Annotated in this window: 1 pseudogene; it reads right to left on the minus strand. The window is 51.8% G+C overall.

Going from position 1 to position 714, the window contains the following annotated elements:
- Positions 1–714 (minus strand): annotated as a pseudogene (locus JCM11216_RS14205) (hypothetical protein); the annotation flags it as partial.

The following is a 714-nucleotide window of genomic DNA, read 5'->3' on the forward strand; positions in this document are numbered from 1 at the left end:
AGGGCCCATGTACGCCGCGCCCCAGCTGTCCACGGCTAAGGTGTTCTGTTGCATATTCGCTGTTTGTGATGGCTCCATTATCCAGGTATTGTTTATCGCCTCACCTATAGCCGCAACCCCCCCAGCTGGGTTTAGTATGATTTGATCCCCCCCAGGGCATGTGATGGTCACAGTCTGGGTCGCCGAGGATGAGGCTGAGGGTCCATTTGTCGAATAACCTACGGTTAAGCCAATGCTGTAGCTTGTGGTGCATGTCTGGGATCCAGGCTCCTGACCTCCACTATCCGTCCAATACCCCGGGTTATAACCATTGCCGCTACCCGCTATGTACGTTACATCAAGGGGGGGTAGTTGGGATGCGCTGATCTGGCCATTCTCATATTCATAGACTAGGTATGATGCAACTGCGTCCTGGAACGCCTTTAAATAATTAATTGAAGTCCCTGAGCCGGGGGGGACGTAGTTAATGTAGTTGTAGAGCTCAGCCCAACTAACGGCTGCGCCGTCCCAATCCTCATCAATTGTTGTGGACCACGTGAGACAGAAGTCTGCTTGAGCATCGCCGTGTGAGTCAGTATAGTTTTGCTGGCCATACACAATTGCGTAAGCCGTACTACTAATCTGCGTGGGCGTATTCTGAGGAATACTGTATTCCTGCGCCAACGCCTCACATGGATCCTCAGGATCGGCCAGTGGTTGTTTCGTTATTATTGG

This window comes from Vulcanisaeta distributa JCM 11216, assembly GCF_001315985.1.
Taxonomy (GTDB): domain Archaea; phylum Thermoproteota; class Thermoprotei; order Thermoproteales; family Thermocladiaceae; genus Vulcanisaeta; species Vulcanisaeta distributa_E.